The organism is Streptomyces sp. NPDC005551 (assembly GCF_042871785.1).
Lineage (GTDB): Bacteria > Actinomycetota > Actinomycetes > Streptomycetales > Streptomycetaceae > Streptomyces.
Genome location: NZ_JBIAJE010000009.1, coordinates 407,517 through 430,038, shown reverse-complemented (window position 1 = coordinate 430,038; position 22,522 = coordinate 407,517). Strand labels below are relative to the sequence as shown.

Here is a 22,522-nt window from a genome sequence, read left to right as displayed (position 1 = left end):
CGGCGGTGTCTCCTTCGGATTTCGTGTTCTTTCGCAGCTCCGCGGCCTTCCGGACGCCTCCGGGGCGCCCGGGCGGCCGCCCGGCGGGGCCTGACGTAGCCTGCCCGCATGATTCGTACCGCGACCCCCTCCGACGTCCCCGTCATCCACGCGATGATCCTTGAACTGGCCGAGTACGAGAAGGCGGTGCACGAGGTCCGGGCGACCGAACGGCAGCTGCACGAGGCGCTGTTCGGTGAGCGGCCCGCCGCGTTCGCGCACATCGCCGAGGAGGCGGGCGAGGTGGCCGGCTTCGCGCTGTGGTTCCTGAACTTCTCCACCTGGCGCGGGGTGCACGGGATCTACCTGGAGGACCTGTACGTGCGGCCCGCCGCGCGCCGCGGCGGGCACGGCAGGGCGCTGCTCACCGAGCTGGCGCGGATCTGCGTCGAGCGCGGTTACGAGCGGCTGGAGTGGTCGGTGCTGAACTGGAACCGTCCGGCCGTCGAGTTCTACGAGTCGCTGGGCGCCCGGCCGCAGGACGAGTGGACGGTGTACCGGCTGACGGACGACTCGCTCGCGAAGCTCGGCGCGCGGGACTGACCCCGGCGCCGCCGGGGCCGGTCAGGGTTCCAGGACCACCTTGCCGACGGTGCCCCGGTTCTCCAGGGCGCGGTGGGCGGCGGCCGCCTCCGCGAGCGGGAAGCGCTGCACGGCGGGGGTCAGACGCCCGGCGGCGGCCTCGGCGAGGGCACGCGACTCCAGTGTGCGCAGCGGGTCGGGGCCGCCCGCCCTGCGCAGCATCACCGGGCCGAGCACCTGCTCCGACACCCCGTCGACGAGGTAGGGGCCGCCGTTCTTCACGCCCTCGCCGGACCAGCCGAAGACGAGGTGCCGGCCGCCGGGGCCCAGCAGGCCGACGGCGGCCCGGGCGACGTCGCCGCCGACCCCGTCCAGGACGAGGGTGGCCCTGCGGTCCCCCAGGCCGGCGCGGACCCGCTCCGGCCAGTCCGCGGCCCGGTAGTCCACGGCCAGGTCGGCACCGTTGGCCAGGACCCGGGCCACCTTCCCGGGGCCGCCCGCCAGGCCGACGACGGTGGCGCCCGCGTTCTTCGCGTACTGCACGAGGAGGGTGCCGAGGCCGCCCGCGGCCGCCGGGATCACGGCCACGGCGCCGGGCCCGAGGTCGGCGAACTGGAGGATGCCCAGCGCCGTACGGCCGGTTCCGATCATGGCGACGGCCTCGGCGAAGTCCAGGTTCGCCGGGATCTCGTGCAGGCGGGCGGCGTCGGTGACGGCCAGTTCGGCATAGCCGCCGGGGGCGAAGCCGAGGTGGGCGACGACCCGCCGGCCGAGCAGGTCCCGCGGGACGCCCTCCCCGAGGGACTCGACGACGCCCGCGATCTCTCGGCCGGGGACGGTGGGCAGCTCGGGAGGCTGCGGCGCGGGGCCCCGCACGCCCTCCCGCAGGGCCGCGTCCAGGAGGTGCACGCCCGCCGCGGCCACGGTGATCCGGACCTGGCCCGGGCCCGGTTCGGGATCCTCGGTCTTCTCCAGGACGAGGTTCTCGGCGGGGCCGAAGGCGTGCAGACGGACGGCGAGCATGGCGGACTCCTCGGGGCGTGGGCGTGCGTGGTCGTGACGCGTGCGGGCCGTGCCGGAAGGCCGCCGGCCGCGAACGCGCGGTGCAGACCCCAGCCTTCAACCTCAGGCTTGCTTGAGGTCAAGGGGGAGGCCGAGAGGTGCGCGGGGAGCCCCGGCCCGCTGTCAGTGGCGGGGTGCAGCATGGGGGCATGGTGCGAAGAGCGGCGGGTGCGGCGGGCAGGGCGAGCGGGCGCGGCAAGGGGGCGCGGCGGCCCGAGGTGCGGCTGCCGCCGCTCGACGCGTACGCGGGCGGGGAGCTGGAGCGCGACGGGGACTACGACGGGCTGGAGTTCCGGGAGACGGACTTCGCCGGGCAGGACGGCGGGGGAGCCCGCTTCATGGACTGCGCGCTGACGGACTGCGCGCTGGACGGGACGCGGCTGGCGCACGTGCGCGTGCTGGACTCCGTCCTCACCGGTGTGCGGGGGGTGGGCACGGATCTCGCCGAGGCGATGCTGCGTGACGTCGAGGTGCTCGACGCCCGGATGGGCGGAGTGCAGCTGCACGGCTCGGTGCTGGAGCGGGTGCTGGTGCGCGGCGGCAAGATCGACTACCTGAATCTGCGCCGGGCCCGGCTCCGGGACGTGGTCTTCGAGGGGTGTGTCCTGGTGGAGCCCGACTTCGGCGGCGCCACACTGGAGCGCGTGGAGTTCGCCGGCTGTGTGCTGAAGGGGGCCGACTTCAGCGCGGCGACCTTGAAGGACGTCGATCTGCGGGGGGCGGCGGAGCTGGACATCGCGCGCGGGGTGGACCGGCTGGCGGGCGCGGTCGTCAGTCCGGACCAGCTGATGGAGCTGGCACCGCTGCTGGCGGCCGAGCTGGGGCTCAGGGTGGCGGGCATCGGCCAGGAGTGAGAGCGGGCGCGGTCCGGGTGTCCCGTCACCGTCACCGTCCCGGGAAGGGCGTACGCGGTGGCGGGTCCGGGCGCGACCGCGGCCCGGGCGCCGTCACGGACGGGCGTACGCGGTGTCAGCCGACCCGGGGGAAGCGGGCCTGGAGCGTCCAGACCGCCGGGTTGTCGGCCAGGCCCTCGTGCAGGTCGGTGAGGTCGGCGAGCAGGTCGTGCAGGAAGTCGCGGGCCTCGCGCCGCAGTTCGGCGTGGGAGAAGGTCAGCGGTGCCTCCTCGACGTGCATCCAGTCGGCCTCGATGTCCACCCAGCCGAAGCGCCGCTCGAAGAGCATCCGGTCCGTGGACTCGGTGAAGTCGAGCTCGGCGTGCTGCGGGCGGGAGGCGCGGCTGCCGCGCGGGTCCCGGTCGAGCTGCTCCACGATGTCGCACAGCGCCCAGGCGAAGTCGAGCACCGGCACCCATCCCCAGGCCGTGGACAGCTCGCGGTCCGCCTCGGTGTCGGCGAGGTAGACGTCACCGCAGAACAGGTCGTGCCGCAGCGCGTGGACGTCCGCGCGGCGGTAGTCGGTCTGCGGGGGGTCGGGGAAGCGGTTGGAGAGGGCGTAGCCGATGTCGAGCACGTAGGTGATGGTGTCACGCCCTCGTAGGATCACGGACGTGCCCCGATCTTCCGCCCGCGTACCCTTTGCCCTGGCCGCGGCCCTGTTCCTCACCGCGTGCGGCGGCGGTGTCCAGGGCACCCCCGGGGCGCCGGGCGTCCGCGACCCGTACTTCCCGAGGGCGGGCAACGGCGGCTACGACGTCACGCACTACGGCCTGGCCCTCTCGTACGACCCGGGGAGCCGCGAGCTCACCGGTAGGGCCGAGATCACGGCGCGCGCGACACAGGACCTCAGCGCGTTCAACCTGGACCTGAAGGGGCTGGACGTCGGGAGCGTCAGCGTCGAGGGGCGCGGCGCCCGCTGGAACCGCACCGGCCAGGAACTGACGGTGCGCCCGCCCGGCGACCTGGACCGGGGCGAGACGTTCCACGTGCGGGTCGGCTACTCGGGCACACCGGAGACGATCACCGACCCGGACGGCTCGGAGGAGGGCTGGCTGCGGACGGCCGACGGTGCCCTGGCCCTCGGCGAACCCACCGGTTCCGCGGCCTGGTTCCCGGGCAGCCACCATCCCGGCGACAAGGCGTCGTACGACATCGCGGTCACCGTCCCGGCGGGGCTGCGGGCGGTCTCCAACGGCGAGCTGAGGAGCGAGACGTCCGGCAGGGGCCGCAGCACGTTCCGCTGGCACACGGCGGAGCCCATGGCGAGCTACCTGGCCATGGTCGCGATCGGCCGGTACGACATCCGGCGGTCGACGACGAAGAGCGGACTGCCGCTGTACGTCGCGGTCGACCCCGCCGAGGCGAAGGCGAGCGCGAAGGTGCTGGCGCGGCTGCCGGAGATCCTCGCCTGGGAGGAGGACGCCTTCGGCCCGTACCCCTTCTCCGCCGCGGGCGCGGTCGTCGACGACGCGGACGGCGTGGGCTACGCCCTGGAGACCCAGACCCGCCCGGTCTTCCCCGGCGCCCCCGACACCGCGACCCTCGTCCATGAGCTGGCCCACCAGTGGTTCGGCGACTCGGTCACCCCGGATTCCTGGCAGGACATGTGGCTGAACGAGGGGTTCGCGACCTACGCGGAGTGGCTCTGGGAGGAGGAGCACGGCGGCGACACGGCCGACGAGACCTTCGACGCCCTCTACCGGGGCGACTACTACGACGACCCCGCGTCCGGCGAGGCGGTCTGGGCCTTCCCGCCCGCGCGGCCGTCCGGCGCCGCCCACATCTCCGACAGCCCGGTCTACGAGCGCGGCGCGATGGTCCTCCACAAGGTCCGCGAGACCGTCGGCGACACCGCCTTCCGCCGCATCGTCCGGGGCTGGGCCGCCGCCCACCGGCACGGCAACGCCGGCACCGCGGACTTCACGGCCTACGTCGAGAAGAAGGCGCCGGACCGGGACTTCGACGTGATCTGGCGGGACTGGCTGTACGGGGACGGCAGACCGAGCCGCCCGTGAGCACGGCGGGGCCCTTCGGCCACCGGACCGCGTGAGCGCCCTGCGGGGCGTGGCGTCAGCGCGGCCGCGGCGCACCGGCGTGGTCGGGGGAGTGGTCCAGCACCTTGCGCAACACCGCGCAGGGGCGGCCGTGTTGCAGATCCCTGCGGTGGTCGATGACCTCGTAGCCGAGGGCGGTCCAGAAGGCGAGCGCCCGCGGGTTGTTGTCGAGGACGGCCAGGCGCACGGCGCTGCGGCCCGACGCGCGCACCCGCTCCTCGACGAGCGAGGCCAGCTGCCGTCCGTGTCCCCGGCGCTGTTCGCGGGCGTCCACCAGGAGCAGGCCGATCCAGGGATCGGGGTCGGCCGGGTCGGGGTGGTGCGCGAGGGTGATCGCGACGCCGAGGAGCCGTCCGGCGCCGCGGGCGAGCAGCACCTCCACGTCCGGGTGGGCCAGTTCGTCGGCGAGCGCCCGCGCGACCTGCTCGACGCGGATGTCGTCGGCGTCCGGGAAGTCCCCGCTCAGCGCGTAGAAGTCGCGGTTGGAGGCGTGGAGAGCGGTCAGTTCCGTGAGGAGCGGGGCGGGGAGGTCGCGGTCGGGTGTGAGGCGAAGGGATTCGAGGATCACGGGGGCAAACTACCGCCGCCCGGCGGGCGCGGCGGGGATGCCCGGGCGGGCCGGGCACGCGGAAGCCCCCGGCCGGACGGCCGGGGGCTTCCGCGATCACACAGGGGCGGGTCAGACGCTCACGCCGAAGTCCTGGGCGATGCCGGCCAGACCCGACGCGTAGCCCTGGCCGACCGCGCGGAACTTCCACTCGGCGCCGTTGCGGTAGAGCTCGCCGAAGACCATGGCCGTCTCCGTCGCCGCGTCCTCGGACAGGTCGTAACGGGCGATCTCCGCGCCGCCGGCCTGGTTCACGATGCGGATGTAGGCGTTGCGGACCTGGCCGAAGTTCTGCGAGCGGGTCTCGGCGTCGTAGATCGAGACCGGGAAGACGATCTTCTCGACGTCGGCCGGGAGACCGGCCAGGTTGACGTTGATCGCCTCGTCGTCGCCCGCGCCCTCACCCGTGCGGTTGTCACCGGTGTGGACGATGGTCTGGTCCGGGGTCTGCTTGTTGTTGAAGAAGACGAAGTGGCCGTCCGAGTAGACCTTGCCCTGCGGGTTGACCGCGATGGCCGAGGCGTCGAGGTCGAAGTCGGTGCCGGTGGTGCTGCGGACGTCCCAGCCGAGGCCCACGGTGACGGCGGTCAGGCCCGGAGCCTCCTTGGTGAGCGAGACGTTGCCACCCTTGGACAGGCTTACAGCCATTGTTGGGAGTCCCTTCCCTCGTTACGTACGGGCTAGGTGCCCGTACGTATGGGCTTCGTACGGGCACGAAGCTACAGCTACCCCTATGAACGTCGAGGGGGGCACCCGAGGTTCCAGGTGTCTTTGCTTTCTTTACCCGAAGGGGCGTACGGCGCCGAAAAACGGGTGACGCGGACCGGACGGGCAAGCGACCATGGACCCCATGTCCGGTCCCTACGTCGTCCGCGGCTCCGTCTCCCTTCCGGAGGCCGAGCTCATGTGGCGTTTCTCGCGCTCCTCCGGACCCGGTGGGCAGCACGTCAACACCAGCGACTCCCAGGTCGAGCTCCGGTTCGACCTCGCGAAGACCGAGGCGCTGCCGCCGGTGTGGAAGGAGCGCGCCCTGGACAGGCTGGCCGGGCGCCTCGTCGACGGGGTCATCAGTGTGCGGGCCTCCGAGCACAGGTCGCAGTGGCGCAACCGCGAGACCGCGGCCGTACGGCTCGCCTCGCTGCTCGCCGAGGCGAGCGCGCCCCCGCCCAAGCCCCGCCGGGCGACCCGTATCCCGCGCGGAATCAACGAACGTCGGCTGCGCGAGAAGAAGCAGCGCTCCGACACCAAGCGGGGCCGTACGGGGCGGGACTGGGGCTGATGGGCGAGGGCGCCGTTCCCGGGAGCGTTCCGGCGGGAAGCGCCGGCCGGGAGGGCGACCTCCTCGCCGAGCGGTTCCAGTCGCACCGCGGACGTCTGCGCGCCGTCGCCTACCGCATGCTCGGTTCGCTCACCGAGGCGGAGGACGCCGTCCAGGAGACCTGGTTCAAGCTCAGCCGCACCGACGCCGCCGCGGTCGACAACCTCGGCGGGTGGCTGACGACCGTGGTGGGCCGGGTCTGCCTCGACATGCTGCGCGCGCGCAGGAGCCGCGCCGAGGAACTCACCGAGGAGCCCGGCCTGCGCATGCCGGAGCCGGTCCTCAGCCCGGTGGGCGGGGTCGACCCCGAGCAGCAGGCGCTGCTCGCCGACTCGGTCGGCCTCGCCCTGCTCGTCGTCCTGGAGAACCTGGCGCCCGCCGAGCGGCTCGCGTTCGTGCTGCACGACCTGTTCGCCGTGCCCTTCGAGGAGATCGCGCCCCTCCTCGGCCGTACGCCGGCGGCGGCCCGGCAGCTCGCCAGCCGTGCCCGGCGCCGGGTCCGGGGCGGGGCACCGGTCCCCGACGCCGACCTGAGCCGGCAGCGCGCGGCCGTCGACGCCTTCCTGGCCGCCGCGCGCGACGGGGACCTCGACGCGCTGGTCGCCGTGCTCGACCCCGACGTGGTCGCCCGCTCCGAGGCGGGCGTGCGCAGCGGTGCGAAGGCGGTGTCCGCGGGGGCGAGCGGTTTCGCCCACCTCGCCCGCATCGCGCGGCCCGCCCTGGTCAACGGGGTCGCGGGGGCCGTCGTGATCACCGAGGGGCGCGCGGTCGCCGTGCTGGCGTTCACCGTCACGAAGGGGCGGATCGCCGCGATCGACATCCTCCGGGACCCGGAGCGGCTCGCCGGTCTCGATGTGACGGCCTTCGGCGGCTAGCCGATGTCGGCTCGGCGCAGGCCCACTGCCCGCCGGCCGTGCGCGGGCGGGCTTCCGGGCTCATCCTGGAAGCAGGGATTCCGGAGGTGATCGTGATGGCGCGGACCGCTGTCGGATGGCACGTCGAGCTGGAATTCGAGGAGGACTCCCACCGCACCCGCGCCGCCGCGCTGGTACGGCTCGCCGACGGGAGCGAGGTGCGGGCGCACGGGTACTCCAGCCGCCACCCCTCCGACGCCGACCAGCCGAGGGTGGGCGAGGAGGTGGCGGGCGCCAGGGCACTCAACGAACTGGCGATGAAGCTGCTGACCAAGGCGCACGACGAGATCGACGACGCGGCGGGCCGCACGTCACACCCGCTGACGCCGTGACGCCGTGACGCCGTGACGCCGTGACGCCGTGACGCCGTGACGCCGTGACGCCGTGACGCCGTGACGCCGTGACGCCGGCTCCCTGGCGGGCCGGCGGGCCGTGGGGCGCCCCGCGGCCCTAACCCAGCTGCCGGTACCGGCCCTTGAAGTACGTCAGGGGGTCGCCGTCCGCGCTCGGGACCGATGCCGTCAGGACGCGGCCGATGACCAGCGTGTGGTCGCCCGCCGTCACCCGCTGCTCCGTGCGGCACTCCAGGGTGGCCAGGGCGCCGCCGACCAGCGGTGCTCCGGACTCCTTGCCGCGGAGGTACGGGAGGTCCTCGAAGAGCAGACGGTCGCTGATCCGCCCCTTCATCGCGAAGCGGCCCGCGATCTGACGCTGGCTGTCGGACAGCACGGAGACCGCCCAGTGCGGCTGCTCGGCGAGCAGGTCGTCCATGCGGGAGCCCTCCCGCAGGCCCACCATCACCAGCGGCGGGTCCAGGGAGACGGACATGAAGGAGGTCGCCGTCATGCCGACGTCCTCGCCGCCGGGCCCGTCCGGATCCAGCGCGGGCTCATGGGCGGTCACCAGGACCACGCCCGCGGCCAGCCGGGACATGACGGCGCGGAACTCGTCGTTGCTCACCCCCTCAGCATGCCCGTCGGCGTGCGGCGCGGCGGACGGGGGAGGGGCGATGGCTACGGCAGCGGGTGTCTTCAGCACGGGAAAACGCTAGTCCCCGCCTTTGGCCCGTCGCATCGGACCCGGGGCCGACCCCGGGCCGAGCCGGGTCCTAGGACCACCGGCCGACCCCGCCGCGCGCACCGGGGCGGACGACGGACCGCCGTCGCCGGTCACATACGCTCACAGCCTGTACACAGATCCCGGATATGCGCGCAGTAAACACACAGTGAAAATGCAGAAACCCCACTCAATTGCTCATGTTCTGTTGTGACTTGAGTCACAGGAGCCATATTTTGTTGACCCTGTGTACCGAGTGGGCAGCGCGCTGTGATTCAGTGGCGGGAACGATGTACGAAGCCACGGTTGAAGCTACCGAGCAGTAAGCCGAGTCACGCCGAAGAGAACCCTGGAGTTGCTGCGAGGTCTCGGGGGGAGGGCGCATGGAGAGCGAGTCGGAGCCGTACGTCCGCCTTACGACCCTGCGGCAGCTGCACCAGGTGATGGCGGACATGAACACCGCCCGCAGCCTGGCCGACACGCTGCAGACCGTCGCCGACGGCGTGGTCAACGGCCTCGGCTACGAGCTGGCCTGCGTCAACCTGGTCCAGCCGGACGGCGACCTCGTGGTGGCCGCGCTCGCGGGCAACTCCGCCGCCGAGGCGCTCATCACCGGCCGGGTCGGCTCCCGCACCTCCTGGGACCGCCGGCTGAGCATGGGCGAGGCCTGGGGCGACCTGCGGTTCATACCCCACACCGAGGGCTGGGTCCTCGACGAGGACGACGTGCCGCAGTGGTACACGGACGGTCCGGCGCCCCGCTTCGAGGACGAGTGGCACCCCTCCGACCGCCTCTTCGCGCCGATGTACACCCCCGGCATCTCCGGCTCCCGCTGCGGCGAACTGATCGGCGTCCTGTCCGTGGACCGGCCGCGCAACGGCCGCCGGCCCGGCGCCTGGGGCCGCGAGGCCCTCCAGATGTACGCCTTCCAGGCCGCGATCGCGATCAGCAACGCCCGGCTGCGCGCCAACATGCAGCGCGCCCTGGTCCGCCTGGAGCGCGAGCAACAGGCCCTGCGCGCCAGCGAGGAGAGCTTCCGCCAGGCCTTCGAGTACGCACCCTCCGGCATGGCCATCGCCGAGATGGGCGGCGACCAGCACGGCCGGCTCCTGCGCACGAACGACGCCCTGTGCCGGCTCCTCGGCCGCCCCGCCTCCGCGATGCGCCGCTACTCCTTCTCCGACCTCGTCCACCCCGAGGACATCGGCACGCTGCTCAGGACCTCCGCCGAGGGCGGCCGGGCCGAGCTGCGCCTCGGCCGCCGCGACGGCACCTACGTGTGGGTCAGCCTGCGCAACTCCGTCGTCGCGGACGCCGCCGACGGGCCGCGCTTCCTGCTCACCCACGTCGAGGACATCGAGGAGCGCAAGCGCCGCGAGCTCCAGCTCGCCCACCGCGCCTCGCACGACTCGCTCACCGGCCTGCCGAACTCGGCCGAGCTGCGCTCCCGCCTCGGCTCCCGTCTCTGCCAGCGCCCGCAGTCCCTGCCGCCCGGCGCGGTCGCCTCGCTGGACGCGGCGTACGGGGCGTACCCGCCGGAGCACCCGGCCGCCTTCGACCAGGAGGCGCACGGCCACGGATTCGACTTCCGGCCGGAGCCGGGGCCCTACGACGGCTTCGACCACCACGTCCACACCATCGCGCCCGAGGGCGAGACCGACGACGGCACCAAGGGCCTCGCCGTGCTCTTCTGCGACCTCGACGGCTTCAAGTCGATCAACGACCGCTACGGGCACAACGCGGGCGACGCGGTGCTCGTGGAGGTCGCCCGCCGGCTGACCAGCGTCGTACGGGACGGGGACACGGTCGCCCGGCTCGGCGGTGACGAGTTCGTGGTCCTCGCCGACGGCCTCGGCCGGGCCGACGCCCAGGACCTCGCCGTACGGCTGCGGAACGCGATCATTCCGCCCATCAAGGTCGACGGCCGGGCCGTGCGGGTGGGCGCCAGCTTCGGCATCGGATGGGCACACTGCGGCATGACGGCGGACGAGGTCTTGAAATCCGCTGACGAACGGATGTACGTAGAGAAACGGTCTCGTCCCAAACAGCATCGGCGTGCGGGATAACACGCAGGTCAGTGGATCGATGAGAACTGAGTCACCCGTTCGGGTCCCCCGGAGCGGGTAGGCTCGCCATTCACCCACGTACCGCACCCGCTGAGGAGACCAAGGGATGACGCCCGGCAACAACGGCGCGAGCACACCCGAGGACGACGACCCGTTCGGCTACCTGTACGCCGACGGCCAGGCCGCAGGCGCACAGCCGCCGAGCGGTGGCTACGGCTATCCAGGCTCCGTCAACAGGGTGCGCGCGGTGGGCGAGCGGCAGTACGGGCAGCAGCAGACCACGTACGGCCAGCAGGCCACGTACGGCCAGCAGGCACCGACCGCGCAGTACGGCCGGCAGGTCCCGCAGCAGCAGGCGTACGGCCGGCCCGCCCCGCAGCACGGAGCACCCGAGACCGCCCCCGGCGCCGTCACCACGAGCCGGACGCCCATGGTCGGCGGCGGCGGGCGGGGCCGGGGTCCCAACACCAGGGGCCTGCTGATCGGCGCGATCGCCGTGGTCGCCGCGGTCGTCGTCGGTATCGGTGTCGTGATGCTCGGCGGCGACTCGGACGACGACAAGGGCGACAACGCCGGCGGCGCGACCCCCACGGCCTCGCAGAGCGCCGAGCCCAGCAAGTCGGCCGGCCGGCCCGCGGAGGCCGAGGACGACCTGCCCGCGATCGACGCCAAGGCCCTGCACCTCGACGGCGCCACCACGGCGTCCGACGTGAAGGGCGCGAAGGCGGCCGGCGGCGTCTACGTCGCGAACTTCAACCAGGTCGGCGCCGCCGTCACGTGGAACGTGAGCGGCATCCCGAAGTCCGGCAAGTACACCGTCTACACCGGTTACAGCGTGCCCGGCAAGGACGCCACCGCCACCCTCACGGTCAACGCCAAGCCCCTGAGCACCCCGCTCGCCCTCAAGAACTGGGCACAGGCCCCGGCGGGGGACTACGAGAAGGGCTGGACGAAGACCTACAACTACGTCGAGCTCAACAAGGGCACCAACACCATCAAGATCTCCTGCGAGCAGGGCAACGAGTGCGACGCCCTCCTCGACCAGATGTGGCTGGCCGAGGGCTGGAAGAGCTAGGTCGTGTCCGCAAAGTCCCGTCGTTCGCCCGGAGGGCGGGTTCCGCGGCGTCTGGTGCGTGCTCTGGGGGTCCCCCCGGCCGGAGGCTGGGGGAGTGCCGGGCGGAGACCCTCGTACTGGACGTACTTGGGGCTTCGCCCGGTGCGGCGAGTGGGGGCACCTCCCACGCCTTCAGGGCAGTGGGGGAGCGTGCCAGGCGTCGCGGAACAGGCGGGACTTTGCGGACACGGCCTAGGTCCTGCCGCGGCGCGGGGGCGGATGCACCCGGGCCGCGCCGGTCTCCCGGGTCACCGTCACCCGGCCCAGCAGGTCCTCGTACGCCGCCCGGTCGAACTCGCCGGCCGCGGGCGCCAGGACGGTCGCCGCCGAGAGGGCTACGGCGCGGGTCAGGCGCTCCGGCCACGCCAGCCCCTCCACCAGACCCGACAGCAGGCCCGCGACCGCCGAGTCGCCCGCGCCGGTCGGGTTCCCCCGGATCCGGCCGGGCGGCGCCGCCCGCCAGCGGCCCCCGGCGTTCACCGCGAGCAGTCCCTCCGCACCCAGCGAGGCCACCACGGTGTGGGCGCCGCGCCCGCGGACGTCCCGGGCGGCCCGCGCCGGATCGTGGGAGCCGGTGAGTCCGGCCAGTTCCTCGGCGTTCGGCTTGACGATGTCGGGACGGGCCGCGAGCCCCCGGCGCAGCGGCTCCCCGCTGGTGTCGAGCAGCACCGGCACCGCCGCCGCGCGGGCCGCGCGGACGAGTCCCGCGTACGCGCCGACCGGCACCCCGGGTGGCAGGCTGCCGCACAGGGCGACCGCGGACGCGCAGCGCAGCAGCCCCTCGTAGGCCTCCTGGAAGGCGGTCCACTCGGCGGACGTGATCGCCGGGCCGGGCTCGTTCAGCTGGGTGGTGTCGCCCGTGGCCGTGTCCGCCACGGCTATCGTCCGCCGCGTCGCGCCAGCCACCGGCAGCAGTGCGTCCACCACGCCGGGGACCCGCGCGAGCCGGTCCCGCAGGACGTCTCCGGTGGCGCCGCCCGCGAACCCGGTGGCCGTCACCTCGTGACCGAGGGCGGCGAGCACCCGGGCCACGTTCAGCCCCTTGCCGCCGGGCCGTTCGGCCACCTCGGTCACCCGGTGCGAGGCGTGCGGTCGCAGGGCCGGTACGCGGTAGGTGATGTCGAGAGCGGTGTTCAGTGTGACCGTGAGGATCACCTCGGCCGACCTCCCCGGGAGTGGGAGCGGGCACCCCGCCCGCCCGTGCGCGCGAAGACCCGATCATGCCAAGGACGGCGGCGGCGGGCCCGGCCCTCGGGACCGCCGCGGGGAGCACGGCTCACCCCAGTCGGGGACGGACCACCCATTCACCCCGGCGCAGCACGCCCCGCACCTCGAACTCCGCGTCCAGCACCACCAGGTCGGCGTCCTTGCCCGCCTCCAGCGAGCCCACCCTGTCGGCCACGCCGAGGAGCCTCGCGGGGTTGGCGGACAGGGCGGCGACGACGTCCTCGACGGGCAGCCGGTCCACGGTGACCGCCCGCTTGAAGGCGCGGTCCAGCGTGAGCGTGGAGCCCGCGATCGAGCCGCCCTCCACCAGGCGGGCGACGCCGTCCGCCACCTCCACCTCCAGCGGGCCGAGCATGTAGCGGCCGTCGCCGAAGCCGGCGGCGTCCATCGCGTCGGTGATGAACGCCACCCGGCCGGCGCCCGCGTGACGGAACGCCAGTTCCAGGGCGGCCGGGTGCAGATGGGTGCCGTCGTTGATCAGCTCGACGGTGATCCGCTCGTCCTCCAGCAGTGCGGCGATCGGCCCGGGGGAGCGGTGCCCGAGCGCGGGCATCGCGTTGAACAGGTGCGTCGCCACGGTGGCACCCGCGTCGATGGCCTCCCGCGTCTGCTCGTACGTCGCGTCGGTGTGGCCGATGGCCGCGATCACGCCGTGCTCGGCCAGCAGCCGTACGGAGTCGATACCGCCCGGCAGTTCGGTGGCGAGCGTGACCATCCGGGCCCGGCCGCGCGCCGCGTCGAGCAGCTTGCGGACCTCGGCGGGGTCGGGGTCGCGCAGCAGTTCCTCGGAGTGGGCGCCCTTGCGGCAGGGGGAGATGAAGGGGCCCTCGAAGTGGATGCCCGCGATGTCGCCCTGTTCGGCCAGTTCGGAGAGCAGTCCGGCGCGCTGGGCGAGGCCGTCCATGTCGCCGGTGACGGTGGAGGCGACGAGGGTGGTCGTGCCGTGCAGCCGGTGGGTGTGGACGCCCTTGAGGACGTCCTCGACGGTTCCCGAGGTGAAGGACGCGCCGCCGCCGCCGTGGTTGTGCATGTCGACGAAGCCCGGGACCAGCCAGTGGCCCGTGAGGTCGAGCCGCTCCGCGTCCCCGGGGACTCCGGCCGGCTCCGTCCCGGGGGGACCCCCGCCCGCGATCCGCGCGCCGTCGACGACCAGGTGGCCGCCGTCCACGATCCCGGTGGGCAGGACCACCCGGGCGCCGGCGAGAACCTTGCTAGGGGCCATCAGGTGGTTACCTCCGAGCGGACGGTGATGTCGGTTTCGAGTAGATCCCAGGCCAGCAGTCCGGCGCCCAGACATCCGGCCGTGTCGCCGAGAGCCGCGGGGACGAGGGACGGCAGCTGCTGGAAGGTGACGCGCTCCGCGACGGCGGCGCGCAGCGGCGCGAACAGGGTGTCCCCGGCCTCGGCGAGCCCGCCTCCGATGATCAGGGTGCGCGGGTCCAGCAGGGTCAGCGCGGTGACGAGCCCGTCGGCGAGCGCGTCGACGGCGTCCCGCCAGACGCGTACGGCCCGCTCGTCCCCGTCCTGAACGGCCCGCGCGCAGTCCGCCGCGTCGGCGTCCGGGTCGCCGGACGCGAGGGCCCAGGCCTCGCTGACGGCCGACGCGGAGGCGTAGCGCTCCAGGCAGCCGCGCTGCCCGCACGGGCACGGGGTTCCCCCGGGCCGTACGACGATGTGGCCGATCTCCCCGGCGAAGCCGTGCGCGCCCGCCTCCACCGTGCCGTCGATGCCGATCGCGCCGGCGATGCCGGTGCCGAGCGGTATGAACAGGAAACGGTCGGCGCCCCGGCCCGCGCCGATCCGCCCTTCGGCGAGTCCGCCGGTGCGCACGTCGTGACCGAGGGCGACCGGTGTCCCGGCCAGCCGTTCGCCGAGCAGCCGGCGCAGCGGGAGGTCGCGCCAGCCGAGGTTGGCCGAGTAGACCGCGACGCCCCGCGCGGAGTCGACGATGCCGGGGACGGCGACGCCGGCCGCTGCGGCGGCTTCGCCGAACTGCCGCTCGCCGTACGCCAGCAGCTCGGCCGCGAAGTCGAGGATCGTCCCGACGACGGCGTCGCTGCCGCGCTCGCGGCCGGTCGCCCGGCGGGCCTGGTGGAGCAGCTCGCCGCCGGCCCCCACGAGGGCGGCCTTCATCCCGGTGCCGCCCACGTCGAGGGCGATGACATGTCTCACGGGGGACAGTGTCGCCCCTTACCCCAGGAGAGGTCTAGTCCACTCACGTGGTGTAGACCTTGTACCCGAACTTTGGGACAACAGGACTAGACAACAGGGTTGGGGACGAGCGGTGCAGCGGCGTAGGACAGGACTGATCGCGGTGGTGTCCGCACTGGGCACGACAATGGCGCTCACGGGCTGCGGCGGCTCGGCCGGCTCCGACGACGTGACCCTGCGACTGGTCGCCGCGGACTACGGGGACTCCGCGGCCAACAGCTCCGAGAAGTACTGGGACGAGCTGGCCGCGAGCTTCGAGGCCGAGCACCCCGGCATCCACGTCGAGGTCGACGTCTACTCCTGGAACGACGTCGACCGCAAGGTCAGGGACCTGGTCGACGCCGGCAGGGCCCCCGACCTCGCGCAGATCGGCGCGTACGCCGACTACGCGGCCAAGGACGAGCTGTACGAGGCCGACGACCTGCTCTCCATACCCACCCAGGCCGATTTCGTCTCCCGGCTCAGCGACGCGGGCGAGATGCGGCGGGTGCAGTACGGCATGCCGTTCGCCGCCTCCACACGGCTGCTCTTCTACAACAAGACGCTGTTCTCCGAGGCGGGCCTCACCCCGCCGAAGACCTGGAGCGAGCTCGCGGCCGACGCCAAGGTGCTCAAGTCCAAGGGCGTCGAGATCCCCTACGCGCTGCCGCTCGGTCCCGAGGAGGCGCAGGCGGAGACCATGCAGTGGCTGCTGAGCGGGGGCGGCGGCTACACCCAGGACGTCGGCACGTACTCCCTCGACTCGGCGGAGAACGTCAGGACGTTCGACTGGCTGAAGAACGAGCTGGTCGGCAAGGGGCTCACCGGACCGACCGCGCCCGCGAAACTCAACCGCGCCGACGCCTTCGCCGCCTTCGCCCGCGGCGAGGTCGGCATGCTCAACGGGCACCCGACGCTGATGAAGACCGCCGCCGCGAAGGGCATCAAGTTCGGCATGGTGCCCATGCCCGGCGCCGAGGGCAGGAGCCGGACCACGATGGGCGTCGCCGACTGGATGATGGCCTTCAAGAAGAACGGCCACCGGGAGCAGGCCGGCGAGTTCCTCGACTACGTCTACAGCACGAGGAACGTGCTGGCCTTCTCCCGCCGGTACGACCTGCTGCCGGTGACCACGTCAGCGTCCGCGGTCATGGCGGAGGACCCGGAGGACAAGGATCTCGCGCCCTTCCTGGAGGAACTCCCCTCCGCGGAGCTCTACCCGGTCGGCGAGACCAGCTGGGCCGGCGTCAGCGCCTCCGTCAAGCAGGACATCGGCAAGGCCGTCGGCCCCACCGGCCGCCCGTCCGCCGTCCTGGGCGAACTCCAGCGCCGGGCCGTCATCGCGGAGAGCGCGGAGTAGCGGGGCGGGACCGGACGGGCGGGCGCTGTCGGTGGCGGGGGTTACCGTGGCCGCCATGGAGCAGCTCACCCCCCAGGAGCGGGCCGTCCTCGCCACCGAGCGCAGGAACTGGCCCGGCCCCGGCGCCAAGGAGCGGGCGATACGCGAACAGCTCGGTCTCGTGCCGGTCAGGTACTACCAGCTGCTCAACGCCCTGCTCGACGACCCGCGGGCGCTCGCCCACGACCCGGTGACGGTCAACCGGCTCCGCCGGGTCCGCGAGGCCCGCCGCGCGGAACGCTGAGTCCGCCAGGGGTGCCCGGCGCAAAGTGACAGGCGTGCGTCCCGCCCCGCGCGGATAGGGTCGTCCCATGGGCAGCAACGCGGACTTCACGGACTCCTTGCCGACCCCGGCGACCACGGCCGGGCGCGAGGGACTCGACGCCATCCTGCGACGGCCCGGCCGGGCCGTGATCGCACTCGACTTCGACGGGACGCTCGCCCCGATCGTCCCCGACCCCGAACAGGCCCGGGCCCACCCCGGCGCCGTCCCCGCCCTCGCGGCCCTCGCGCCCGAGGTGGCGTCGGTGGCGGTCGTCACCGGCCGCCCGGCGGGCGTCGCGGTCCGCCACGGCGGCTTCGCGGGCGTCCCCGGCCTGGAGCACCTGGTGGTCCTCGGGCACTACGGCGCCGAGCGCTGGGACGCGGTGAGCGGCACGGTCAGCGCGCCCGCACCGCACCCCGGAGTGGCCGCCGTCCGGGCCGAACTGCCCGGCTTCCTGGACGAGATCGGCGCCTGGCAGGGCACCTGGATCGAGGAGAAGGGCCGCGCCGTCGCCGTGCACACGCGCCGCGCGGCGGACCCGCAGGCCGCCTTCGAGACCCTGCGCGGCCCCCTCGGTGAGCTCGCCGCCCGGCACGGCCTGATCGTCGAGCCGGGCCGGATGGTCCTGGAGCTGCGGCCACCGGGCGTGGACAAGGGCGTCGCCCTCACGGAGTACGTGCGCGAGAGCGGCGCCGAGGCCGTCCTCTACGCCGGTGACGACCTGGGCGACCTGCCCGCGTTCGCCGCCGTCGACAAGCTCCGCTCCGACGGGGTGCCGGGCCTGCTGGTGTTCAGCGGCAACGCGGAGGTCGCCGACCTCGCCGAGCGTGCCGACCTGGTCGTCGACGGCCCGGCCGGGGTCGTCCACCTCCTCACGACCCTGGCGAACCGGCTGACCTGACAGCGGACCGGCGCCGGTGCGGGTACCGGTACCCGCACCGACGCCGGTGTGGCTCGGTCCCGGCCGGGGACAGAGCCACGAGGGGTCAGGCCTGGAGGGCGTGCAGCTGGTCCAGGAACCACCGGGCCGGCGGCAGCGCGGTCGCCGCCGCGGCCAGCCGCTTCGTGCGCGTGGCGCGCTCGTCGGCCGGCATCGTCAGCGCCTCGTGCAGCGCGCGTGCGGTGCCCACCACGTCGTACGGGTTCACCGTGATCGCGTCCTCGCCGAGCTCCTCGTGCGCCCCCGCCTCCCGGGACAGCACCAGGACGCACCCCCCGTCGGAGACGACCGGCACCTCCTTGGCCACCAGGTTCATACCGTCCCGGATCGGGTTGACCAGCGCCACGTCCGCCAGCCGGTACGCGGCCAGGGAGCGGGCGAAGTCGTCCTGGACGTGCAGCACGACCGGGGTCCAGCCCGGCGTCCCGTAGCGCGAGTTGATCGTGTCGGCGACGCGCTGCACCTCGGCCGTGTAGTCCCGGTAGACGGCCAGGTCCTGGCGGGACGGGTAGGCGAAGGCGACGTGCACCACCCGCTCGCGCCACTCGGGGCGCTCCTCCAGCAGCTGCTCGTACGCCCGCAGGCCCCGCACGATGTTCTTCGACAGCTCGGTGCGGTCGACCCGTACGACCGTCCGGCGCGGGCCGCCCTCGGGGGACGTGCCGATCTGCTCCCGCAGCGCCGCCATCCGGTCGTCGACATCCGCCTCGTGCGAGCGCGCGCGCAGGAAGTCCGCGTCCGCGCCCAGACCGTGCACCCCGACCCGGGTGCCGCCGAGACCGCCGGCCAGGTCCTCGCAGCACGCGGTGAACGCGTCCGCCCAGCGACGGGTGAGGAAGCCCAGGCGGTCCGCGCCGAGCATCCCGCGCAGCACCTGCTGCGCGATGTCGTCGGGCAGCATCCGGAAGTAGTCGACCGGCGCCCACGGCGTGTGCGAGAAGTGCCCGATGCGCAGGTCGGGCCGCAGCTCACGGAGCATCCCGGGCACCAGCGTCAGGTGGTAGTCCTGCACGAGGACCGAGGCCCCCGTCGCCGCCGCCGAGGCCAGCGCGTCGGCGAAGGCCCGGTTGTACGTCTCGTACGACGCCCACCGGCGCCGGAACTCCGCGTCGAAGGCGGGCTCGAGCGGGGTCTGGTACAGCATGTGGTGGACGAACCACAGCACCGAGTTCGCGATGCCGTTGTACGCGTCCGTGTGCACCTCGGCGTCGATGTCGAGCATCCGCACGCCGTCCTCGCCGACGCCCCGCCGCACCGCCTCGCGGTCCCCGTCGCCGAGGGCCGCGCACACCCACAGGGCGCCCGCGTCCGGCCCGATCGCCGACAGTCCCGAGACCAGCCCGCCCCCGCCGCGCCGGGCGCGGAGCGAGCCGTCCTCGCGCAGCTCGTAGGAGACCGGGCCGCGGTTGGACGCGACAAGGATCTGGTGGTCACCGTGCGTGGAAGCCATAGACCTCAACCTAGCCCGGCTCGGAAACGCTCAAACGTACGGGCGGGGTACCGCCTCGCCCGTCGGCCGCCGGAGCACGTCGTCCGGCGGCAGCCGGCCCCGCCCGGCATCACCCGGTGTCCGGGCTCAGGCCACTCTGCGTGAGCGGTACTCGGCCAGCTCCACCATCGGGGGCCGCTCCTGCGTGTCCACGGAGTGGGTGCGCGGCACGAAGCCGTCCTCACCCCGCTCGAACTGGGTGAGGGCCGGGCGGACGAGGTGCCCGCGGGCGAGCCGGAGCTGCGCGGTGCGGTAGATCGCCGCCGACATCCGGCCGAGCGCCTGCCCGTCCTGGTGGCGGTGCCTGCGCACTCCCACGTCGACCTGGGCGAGCGCGTCGAGACCCACCAGGTGCAGCGCGTCCACCAGCATGCCCAGCTCCACCCCGTACCCGACGGGGAACGGCAGCCGCTCCAGCAGCGACCGGCGCGCCGCGTACTCGCCGCCCAGCGGCTGGACGAAGCCCGCGAGCTGCGGCCAGTGCATGTTCAGGAGCGGACGCGCCATGAGCTCGGTCACCCGGCCGCCCTGGCCCGCGGCGGTTCTGCCGGAGGCGGACCCGTCGGACACGGTCAGCGGCCGGTCGTACATGGCCTTGACCAGGGCCACGCCCGGGTCGGTGAGCAGCGGGCCCACGATCCCCGTGACGAAGTCGGAGGAGAACTCGCGCAGGTCCGCGTCGACGAAGCAGACGATGTCCCCGCTCGTCACCAGCAGGGACCGCCACAGGACCTCGCCCTTGCCGGGGACGGGCGGGAGCCGCGGCAGGATGTCGTCCCGGTGCACCACGCGGGCGCCCGCCGCGGCGGCCACCTCGGAGGTGCGGTCGGACGAGCCCGAGTCGACGACGACGATCTCGTCGACGAGCGGGACCCGCAGCATCAGGTCGTGGCGGACGGCCGCGACTATCGCGCCGACGGTCTCCTCCTCGTTCAGGGCGGGCAGCACGACGCTGACCGTCGACCCCGTGGTGCGTTTGGCGGCCGTCAGCTGGTGGAGCGGACGGTCGGTCACGGACCAGGAGCGGGTGCTCAGCCAGCGCTCGACTTCTTCCAGCACGGTCCGGGCTCCTCTCTGTCCGACCACACGCCACGCCGGGGTGTGATCCATCTCGCGGTTCGGACGACTATCTCAACTGTCCTGGCCTTCGGTTACAGTCTTGAACAACGCGGATGACCATCGCATGTCCTGGCTCGGTCCCCGCGTCGCGACCAACAACTGAACACCGCTCATCCAGAGGGGCAGAGGGATACGGCCCGTTGAAGCCCCGGCAACCCTCCAGCCGGTCTCGTCCTGATCATCGCCGATCAGCGTCGCGAGGCTCCCGGCTAGGGAAGGTGCCAAATCCGTCTCACGGCGAAGTGCGCCGTGAGGAAGATGAGGAGAAAGGGCCTCGCCTCCATGGCTGCGCAGACAGTTGCAAGCACCACCGATTCTTCCACCGCCGCGGACTCCGTCGATCTCGGCCCCGCCGCGGCCCTCTCCTGCCGCGAATGCGGACACCGCGTGCCGCTCGGCCCGGTCTTCGCCTGCGAGGAGTGTTTCGGCCCGCTGGAGATCGCCTACGACTTCTCGGCGTACGACACCGAGGAACTCCGCAAGCGCATCGAAGCGGGCCCCGCGAACATCTGGCGCTACGCGCCGCTGCTGCCCGTCCCCGAGGACGTCGCCGACAAGCCGAACATCAACCCGGGCTGGACCAAGCTCGTGCAGGCCGACAACCTCGCGCGCGAACTGGGCGTCGACCCCGGCAAGCTCTTCGTCAAGGACGACTCGGGCAACCCGACGCACTCCTTCAAGGACCGCGTCGTCGCGCAGGCCCTGGAGGCCGCCCGCGCCTTCGGCTTCACCACGCTCTCCTGCTCCTCCACCGGCAACCTGGCGGGTGCCGTCGGTGCCGCCGCCGCCCGGGCCGGCTTCCGCTCCTGCGTGTTCATCCCGCACGACCTGGAGCAGGGCAAGATCGTCATGGCCGCGGTCTACGGCGGCGAGCTCGTCGGCATCGAGGGCAACTACGACGACGTCAACCGCTTCTGCTCCGAGCTCATCGGCGACCCGGCCGGCGAGGGCTGGGGCTTCGTCAACGTCAACCTGCGGCCGTACTACGCGGAGGGCTCGAAGACCCTCGCGTACGAGATCTGCGAGCAGCTCGGCTGGCGGCTGCCGGACCAGCTGGTCGTGCCGATCGCCTCGGGCTCCCAGCTCACGAAGATCGACAAGGGGCTGCGGGAGCTGATCGGGCTCGGCCTCGTCGAGGACCGGCCGTACAAGATCTTCGGCGCCCAGGCCGAGGGCTGCTCGCCGGTGTCCGTGGCCTACAAGGCGGGACACGACGTCGTACGGCCGCAGAAGCCGGACACGATCGCCAAGTCGCTCGCCATCGGCAACCCGGCCGACGGGCCGTACGTCCTCGACATCGCGCGCCGGACCGGTGGCGCGGTGGAGGATGTCGACGACGGGCAGATCGTCGACGCGATCAAGCTGCTGGCGCGGACGGAGGGCATCTTCGCCGAGACGGCGGGCGGCGTGACCGTGGGTGTCACGAAGAAGCTGATCGAGAGCGGCGTCCTGGACCCGACCCTGACGACGGTCGTCCTCAACACCGGTGACGGCCTCAAGACCCTCGACGCGGTGGCCGGCACCGGTCTGACCGCGACCATCCGCCCGAACCTGGACTCCTTCCGAGAGGCTGGCCTCGCATCATGAGCGTCAACGTTCGCATCCCCACCATCCTGCGCACCTACACGGGTGGCAGGGCCGAGGTCCCGGCGGAGGGCGCGACCCTCGCCGAGGTCATCTCGGACCTGGAGAAGAACCACACGGGCATCGCCGCGCGCGTCCTGGACGACCAGGGCAAGCTGCGCCGCTTCGTCAACGTGTACGTGAACGACGACGACGTGCGTTTCGAGCAGGGCCTCCAGACGGCGACGCCGGACGGCGCGGGCGTCTCGATCATCCCGGCCGTGGCCGGCGGCTGCTGACAACCGGGCTCCGAAAACCGGCTGTTCCCCCGGATTGCCCTCTCCGCAAGAAACGGAGGGGGCAATTCTGCATGGTTGAGCACGGTACAGTTGGGGAAGCTGCCGTTCTTTCCATGCCGGGCGCATATGAACGCCGATCCGGTGTCCGACAAGAAGCAGCCAATGTGCCCGGCCTTTTCAAGCCTTTCATGGCACCTACGGGGCCCGACTTGCCCTGAACATGTGCGAGTCCTCCACATATTGCCGATCATGCGTGCCCGGATTTCTCGTCCGACTGACCTGTTGCAGACGGCAGTTGGACAGATACATTCAGCCGCGGTCGACGCGTTCCGGCGCACACCCCCAACCGTTGGGGGGTGAGGTCTGACCCGGATCCGCGAAGT

Annotated in this window: 23 protein-coding genes and 1 riboswitch; of the genes, 13 read left to right on the top strand and 10 right to left on the bottom strand. The window is 73.0% G+C overall.

The window, feature by feature from the left end; all coding sequences use genetic code 11:
- Window positions 1-108 precede the first annotated feature (108 nt).
- Window positions 109-582, top strand: a complete 474-nt coding sequence (locus ACFYP4_RS27090) for a GNAT family N-acetyltransferase (RefSeq protein WP_358855225.1) — start codon at window positions 109-111, stop codon at window positions 580-582.
- 21 nt (window positions 583-603) lie between these two features.
- On the opposite strand, the gene ACFYP4_RS27085 is transcribed toward ACFYP4_RS27090, so the two are convergent.
- On the bottom strand, window positions 604-1,584 hold the full coding sequence (locus tag ACFYP4_RS27085; RefSeq protein ID WP_358855226.1) for a zinc-binding dehydrogenase: 981 nt from the start codon (window positions 1,582-1,584) through the stop codon (window positions 604-606).
- A 188-nt stretch (window positions 1,585-1,772) separates the two neighbouring features.
- Here ACFYP4_RS27085 and ACFYP4_RS27080 point away from each other — a divergent pair, with 188 nt between their 5' ends.
- The gene (locus ACFYP4_RS27080) at window positions 1,773-2,477 is read left to right on the top strand and encodes a pentapeptide repeat-containing protein (RefSeq protein ID WP_388788765.1); all 705 of its coding nucleotides are present in this window, start codon (window positions 1,773-1,775) and stop codon (window positions 2,475-2,477) included.
- 115 nt (window positions 2,478-2,592) lie between these two features.
- On the opposite strand, the gene ACFYP4_RS27075 is transcribed toward ACFYP4_RS27080, so the two are convergent.
- Entirely contained in the window at window positions 2,593-3,093 is a 501-nt protein-coding gene (locus tag ACFYP4_RS27075; RefSeq protein WP_358855241.1) for a hypothetical protein, read from the bottom strand.
- 7 nt (window positions 3,094-3,100) lie between these two features.
- Between ACFYP4_RS27075 and ACFYP4_RS27070 the strand changes: the two genes are divergently transcribed.
- Window positions 3,101-4,534 (top strand): M1 family metallopeptidase, encoded by a 1,434-nt coding sequence (locus ACFYP4_RS27070; protein ID WP_388788762.1) that lies wholly within the window; start codon window positions 3,101-3,103, stop codon window positions 4,532-4,534.
- 55 nt (window positions 4,535-4,589) lie between these two features.
- On the opposite strand, the gene ACFYP4_RS27065 is transcribed toward ACFYP4_RS27070, so the two are convergent.
- Both ACFYP4_RS27065 and ACFYP4_RS27060 read right to left on the bottom strand, forming a co-directional pair.
- Window positions 4,590-5,141 carry a GNAT family N-acetyltransferase gene (locus ACFYP4_RS27065; protein WP_358855229.1) on the bottom strand — a complete coding sequence of 184 codons (552 nt, stop codon included), beginning with the start codon at window positions 5,139-5,141 and terminating at the stop codon, window positions 4,590-4,592.
- 111 nt (window positions 5,142-5,252) lie between these two features.
- On the bottom strand, window positions 5,253-5,828 hold the full coding sequence (locus ACFYP4_RS27060; protein WP_358855230.1) for a TerD family protein: 576 nt from the start codon (window positions 5,826-5,828) through the stop codon (window positions 5,253-5,255).
- A 193-nt stretch (window positions 5,829-6,021) separates the two neighbouring features.
- On the opposite strand from ACFYP4_RS27060, the gene arfB reads away from it, so the two are divergent.
- The 3 genes from arfB (at window position 6,022) to ACFYP4_RS27045 (ending at window position 7,744) form a co-directional block, all read left to right on the top strand.
- Window positions 6,022-6,459: an alternative ribosome rescue aminoacyl-tRNA hydrolase ArfB gene (arfB, locus tag ACFYP4_RS27055; RefSeq protein ID WP_358855231.1), complete on the top strand. Its 438-nt coding sequence runs from the start codon at window positions 6,022-6,024 to the stop codon at window positions 6,457-6,459.
- Complete coding sequence (locus ACFYP4_RS27050) at window positions 6,459-7,373, top strand: sigma-70 family RNA polymerase sigma factor (RefSeq protein WP_388788757.1); 915 nt, start codon at window positions 6,459-6,461, stop codon at window positions 7,371-7,373. The genes arfB and ACFYP4_RS27050 overlap by 1 nt, the downstream gene beginning before the upstream one ends.
- A gap of 95 nt (window positions 7,374-7,468) precedes the next feature.
- Window positions 7,469-7,744 (top strand): DUF1876 domain-containing protein, encoded by a 276-nt coding sequence (locus ACFYP4_RS27045; RefSeq protein WP_358855233.1) that lies wholly within the window; start codon window positions 7,469-7,471, stop codon window positions 7,742-7,744.
- A 118-nt stretch (window positions 7,745-7,862) separates the two neighbouring features.
- On the opposite strand, the gene ACFYP4_RS27040 is transcribed toward ACFYP4_RS27045, so the two are convergent.
- Entirely contained in the window at window positions 7,863-8,450 is a 588-nt protein-coding gene (locus ACFYP4_RS27040; RefSeq protein ID WP_388788754.1) for a flavin reductase family protein, read from the bottom strand.
- A 401-nt stretch (window positions 8,451-8,851) separates the two neighbouring features.
- On the opposite strand from ACFYP4_RS27040, the gene cdgB reads away from it, so the two are divergent.
- Both cdgB and ACFYP4_RS27030 read left to right on the top strand, forming a co-directional pair.
- On the top strand, window positions 8,852-10,534 hold the full coding sequence (gene cdgB / locus ACFYP4_RS27035; RefSeq protein WP_358855235.1) for a diguanylate cyclase CdgB: 1,683 nt from the start codon (window positions 8,852-8,854) through the stop codon (window positions 10,532-10,534).
- A gap of 106 nt (window positions 10,535-10,640) precedes the next feature.
- Entirely contained in the window at window positions 10,641-11,609 is a 969-nt protein-coding gene (locus ACFYP4_RS27030) for a carbohydrate-binding protein (protein WP_388788749.1), read from the top strand.
- 231 nt (window positions 11,610-11,840) lie between these two features.
- On the opposite strand, the gene ACFYP4_RS27025 is transcribed toward ACFYP4_RS27030, so the two are convergent.
- From ACFYP4_RS27025 to ACFYP4_RS27015, 3 genes are all read right to left on the bottom strand, one after another.
- The gene (locus ACFYP4_RS27025) at window positions 11,841-12,803 is read right to left on the bottom strand and encodes a 1-phosphofructokinase family hexose kinase (protein WP_388788746.1); all 963 of its coding nucleotides are present in this window, start codon (window positions 12,801-12,803) and stop codon (window positions 11,841-11,843) included.
- A 121-nt stretch (window positions 12,804-12,924) separates the two neighbouring features.
- Window positions 12,925-14,097, bottom strand: coding sequence for an N-acetylglucosamine-6-phosphate deacetylase (gene nagA / locus ACFYP4_RS27020; RefSeq protein ID WP_358855238.1), 1,173 nt, complete (start codon window positions 14,095-14,097; stop codon window positions 12,925-12,927).
- Window positions 14,097-15,047, bottom strand: a complete 951-nt coding sequence (locus ACFYP4_RS27015) for an ROK family protein (protein WP_388788743.1) — start codon at window positions 15,045-15,047, stop codon at window positions 14,097-14,099. Before ACFYP4_RS27015 ends, nagA begins: the two co-directional genes overlap by 1 nt.
- 166 nt (window positions 15,048-15,213) lie before the next feature.
- On the opposite strand from ACFYP4_RS27015, the gene ACFYP4_RS27010 reads away from it, so the two are divergent.
- From ACFYP4_RS27010 to otsB, 3 genes are all read left to right on the top strand, one after another.
- Window positions 15,214-16,425: an extracellular solute-binding protein gene (locus ACFYP4_RS27010; protein ID WP_388788823.1), complete on the top strand. Its 1,212-nt coding sequence runs from the start codon at window positions 15,214-15,216 to the stop codon at window positions 16,423-16,425.
- Window positions 16,426-16,480: 55 nt separating this feature from the next.
- The gene (locus ACFYP4_RS27005; RefSeq protein WP_121404660.1) at window positions 16,481-16,708 is read left to right on the top strand and encodes a DUF3263 domain-containing protein; all 228 of its coding nucleotides are present in this window, start codon (window positions 16,481-16,483) and stop codon (window positions 16,706-16,708) included.
- 67 nt (window positions 16,709-16,775) lie between these two features.
- Window positions 16,776-17,630, top strand: coding sequence for a trehalose-phosphatase (gene otsB / locus ACFYP4_RS27000; RefSeq protein ID WP_358855240.1), 855 nt, complete (start codon window positions 16,776-16,778; stop codon window positions 17,628-17,630).
- A gap of 85 nt (window positions 17,631-17,715) precedes the next feature.
- Here otsB and ACFYP4_RS26995 read toward each other — a convergent pair whose 3' ends face one another.
- Both ACFYP4_RS26995 and ACFYP4_RS26990 read right to left on the bottom strand, forming a co-directional pair.
- Complete coding sequence (locus ACFYP4_RS26995) at window positions 17,716-19,119, bottom strand: trehalose-6-phosphate synthase (RefSeq protein WP_358854275.1); 1,404 nt, start codon at window positions 19,117-19,119, stop codon at window positions 17,716-17,718.
- Window positions 19,120-19,245: 126 nt separating this feature from the next.
- Entirely contained in the window at window positions 19,246-20,217 is a 972-nt protein-coding gene (locus tag ACFYP4_RS26990) for a glucosyl-3-phosphoglycerate synthase (protein WP_388788739.1), read from the bottom strand.
- Between the two features lie 167 nt (window positions 20,218-20,384).
- A riboswitch (SAM riboswitch) is annotated at window positions 20,385-20,542 on the top strand.
- Window positions 20,543-20,559: 17 nt separating this feature from the next.
- Here ACFYP4_RS26990 and thrC point away from each other — a divergent pair.
- Both thrC and ACFYP4_RS26980 read left to right on the top strand, forming a co-directional pair.
- Window positions 20,560-21,864: a threonine synthase gene (thrC, locus tag ACFYP4_RS26985; RefSeq protein WP_358854277.1), complete on the top strand. Its 1,305-nt coding sequence runs from the start codon at window positions 20,560-20,562 to the stop codon at window positions 21,862-21,864.
- Window positions 21,861-22,139 carry a MoaD/ThiS family protein gene (locus ACFYP4_RS26980; protein ID WP_358854278.1) on the top strand — a complete coding sequence of 93 codons (279 nt, stop codon included), beginning with the start codon at window positions 21,861-21,863 and terminating at the stop codon, window positions 22,137-22,139. Before thrC ends, ACFYP4_RS26980 begins: the two co-directional genes overlap by 4 nt.
- Window positions 22,140-22,522: the final 383 nt, after the last annotated feature.